Source organism: Ereboglobus sp. PH5-5 (assembly GCF_029504805.1).
GTDB lineage: Bacteria > Verrucomicrobiota > Verrucomicrobiia > Opitutales > Opitutaceae > Ereboglobus.
Map to the genome: position 1 here is coordinate 1 of NZ_JAQFIT010000036.1, position 3,094 is coordinate 3,094.

At 60.1% G+C, this 3,094-nt stretch carries 1 protein-coding gene; it reads right to left on the reverse strand.

Annotation, left to right across the window (positions count from 1 at the left end; genetic code table 11):
- Window positions 1–201 precede the first annotated feature (201 nt).
- On the reverse strand, window positions 202–3,024 hold the full coding sequence (locus M2103_RS13145; protein WP_277511140.1) for a type I restriction endonuclease: 2,823 nt from the start codon (window positions 3,022–3,024) through the stop codon (window positions 202–204).
- Between the last annotated feature and the right edge of the window lie 70 nt (window positions 3,025–3,094).

The following is a 3,094-nucleotide window of genomic DNA, read 5'->3' on the forward strand; positions in this document are numbered from 1 at the left end:
ACTCGGATATCTTTCCCCGGTTGACTTCGAAAAACTTAACAACTGATCTTCCCATCCCGTCTGCGCCACTGTCCGCAATTCGTGGGTAAGCCCAGGGCGAGGCTTCCGTGTAACGTCCCGCAATAAAGGTAACACATGTGCCGCTAATGAGGTGACACATCGCGGGACAAGTGGGCGCGTTTGCATCCCGTGCCGCCAATCCTACGCCGTCTTGTTGCGCAAGCGTTCCCAGAGTTGCGCGTGGTCGATGAGGATTTCCAAAAGGCTGCGCAACACGTCCGGCTGGTTGAGCGCCTTCGAGCTCATCACCGTGTGCGCGTCGTAGGACGCGATGATCGCGTTTTTGAACTCGGTCATCAAGTCGGGTGAGTTGGCAAACTGCTCCTTTGTGTTGCTGGCCGCCTGCTGCCGCAATGTCTCCGACTCGGTGAGCTTGTTGATCAAGGTGCCGTTCACGTAGCTCAACTTGTCCTGCTCGGTGACTTCGCCGCCGAAAAGCTCGTTCAGCTTTTCAATCAACTCCGCCAGATACACTTTTTGCTTTTCCTGAACGGAGCCGCCGCCCGCGCCGGTCACAGGATCAAGCGTTGGTGTTTCGCCGTTGGAGAGCGGCATGGCGCGCCTGCCGGTGTTTTTCAGGTGGTGATGCGTGAGCACGACACTCGACAGGTCGAGACCGTCGCGCTCGCGCTCAAATTTGAGCAACGGGAGCAGGCGTTTGTAGAAGATCGCGCGCTTTTCGATGCCGGTGTTTTCGTAATTGAAGATTTGCGAGAGAAACGCGTAGAGGCGGATGTAGGCGCCGAGGTCGCCTCGGAAAAGGAGCAGGGTGTCCATGCCGTCTTTTGCCTTTTTCGCGTCGGCCTCGTCGTTTCTTTCAAGGGCGCTCTTGCGCGCGTCCTGAAACGCCTTGTAGGTGCGCACGATCCGGTCGGCGACGGGCTCGATGGCTTTGACGAGGTCGCTTTGCCGCGAGTTGGGATTCAACTCGGCGGCGACAACACGCTCGATTTCGTTTTCATTGTAAAGCCTGGCGTCGTCGAGTTTGGCGCGCAGGTCGAAAACGATGTTCGGGTCGGTGACGCCGGAAAGCGTGGCGGTTTCGTAGTAGGTTTTGAAGGCGGCGAGGATTTCCTCCGCGTCGTTCACGAAGTCGAGGACGTAGGTGGTGTCCTTGCCGGGATGCGCGCGGTTGAGGCGCGAGAGGGTTTGAACGGCCTGGATGCCGTCGAGACGTTTGTCCACATACATGCCGCAGAGGAGCGGCTGGTCAAAACCGGTCTGGAATTTGTTCGCGACGAGCAGGATTTGGTATTCGTCGCCCTTGAACGCCTCGCGGATATCGCGGCCCTTGAGGTTGGGGTTGAGCGCGGCGTTGGTTTCCTTGAGCGGGTCGGGACCGGATTCGGGGTCGTTCACCTCGCCGGAAAAGGCGACAAGCGCGCCGATTTTGTAGCCGTGCTCCGTGATGTATTTTTCGACGGCGAGTTTCCAGCGCACGGCCTCGACGCGGCTGCCGACCACGACCATCGCCTTCGCCTTGCCGTTGAGCAGCGGCGCGACTGTTTTGCGGAAGTGCTCGACGACAATGGCGACTTTTTGCGCGATGTTGTAGGGGTGCAGGCGCACCCAGCCCATAATGCCCTTGAGCGCGGCGGAGCGCTCGACGGTTTTGTCGTCAAGGTCCCTGCCGTTGTGCGCGAGGCGGAAGGCGAGTTTGTAGCTGGTGTAGTTTTGCAGCACGTCGAGGATGAATTCCTCCTCGATGGCCTGGCGCATGGAGTAGATGTGGAAGGGCGCGGGCAGGTTGCCCTCGCCGGCGGGTTTTGCGGGGTCGGGGCGCGTGCCGAAGATTTCCAGCGTCTTGGCCTTGGGCGTGGCGGTGAAGGCGACGTAGGTGATGCCGCTTTCGGCGGCGCGGTTCGCCATTTGCGCGGCGAGGATGTCGTCAACGCCCACTTCGCCGCCGTCCTTGAGCGCGTCAAGCTCCTCGGCGGAGAGCACGAGTTTCAACTTCGCGGCGGCCTCGCCGGTTTGCGAACTGTGCGCCTCGTCGGCGATGACGGCGAAACGCTTTCCCTGCGTCGCGGCGAGCCGGCGCACTTCCTCGATGGCGAAGGGAAAGGTCTGAATGGTGCAGACAACAATCTTCTTGTCGCCGGAAAGCGCCTCGGCGAGCGCGGCGCTCTTGCTGCTTTCCTTGTTGGTGACCAGCGCGACGACGCCAGTCTGGCGCTGAAAGCCGAAGATCGCCTCCTGGAGCTGCTTGTCGATGACGTTGCGGTCGGAGATGACGAGCACGCTGTCGAAAACCTTGTCGCCACGTGCGTCGTGCAATTCGGAGAGGAAGTGCGCGCTCCAGGCGATGGAGTTGGTTTTGCCTGAGCCGGCGGAGTGCTGAATGAGGTATTTCGCTCCCGCGCCGTCGGCGAGCACGGCGGCTTGCAGCTTGCGCGTGGCGTCGAGTTGGTGATAGCGCGGGAAGATGATTTTTTCGATTTTCCTTTTGTCGTCGCGCTGCGCGATGAGGTAGCGCCCCAGAATTTCGAGCCAGCTTTCGCGTGCCCAGATTTTTTCCCAGAGATAGGCGGTGGGGTGCCCGTCGGGATTGACGGGATTGCCCGCGCCGCCCTTGTCGCCCTGGTTGAAGGGCAGGAAGTGAGTCGCCTTGCCCTTGAGGTGTGTGGTCATGGCGACCTCGCGGTTGCTAACGGCGAAATGCACGAGCGCGCCGCGCGGAAAATCGAGAAGCGGCTCGGCGTTTTGGCCCTTGGGTTGCGGGTCGCGGTCGTAACGATATTGGTCAATGGCGTCGCCGAGCGACTGTGTGAAATCGGTTTTCAACTCGACCGTGGCGACGGGAATGCCGTTGAGGAACAGGACGAGGTCGATGCTGTTTTCGTTGTGCAACGAGTAGCGCACCTGTCGGACGACGCGCAGGCGGTTGGCCTGGTAGCGCGCAAGGATGTCGGGGTTGATGTCGAAGGCAGGCTTGAACTGGATAACGTCCGGAATCTTGCGCACATTTTTTAAAGCTATAGCAGCGGGGGACTACTCCCGATGAACCAAAAAACTGAAAACCCAGATGAAGGCG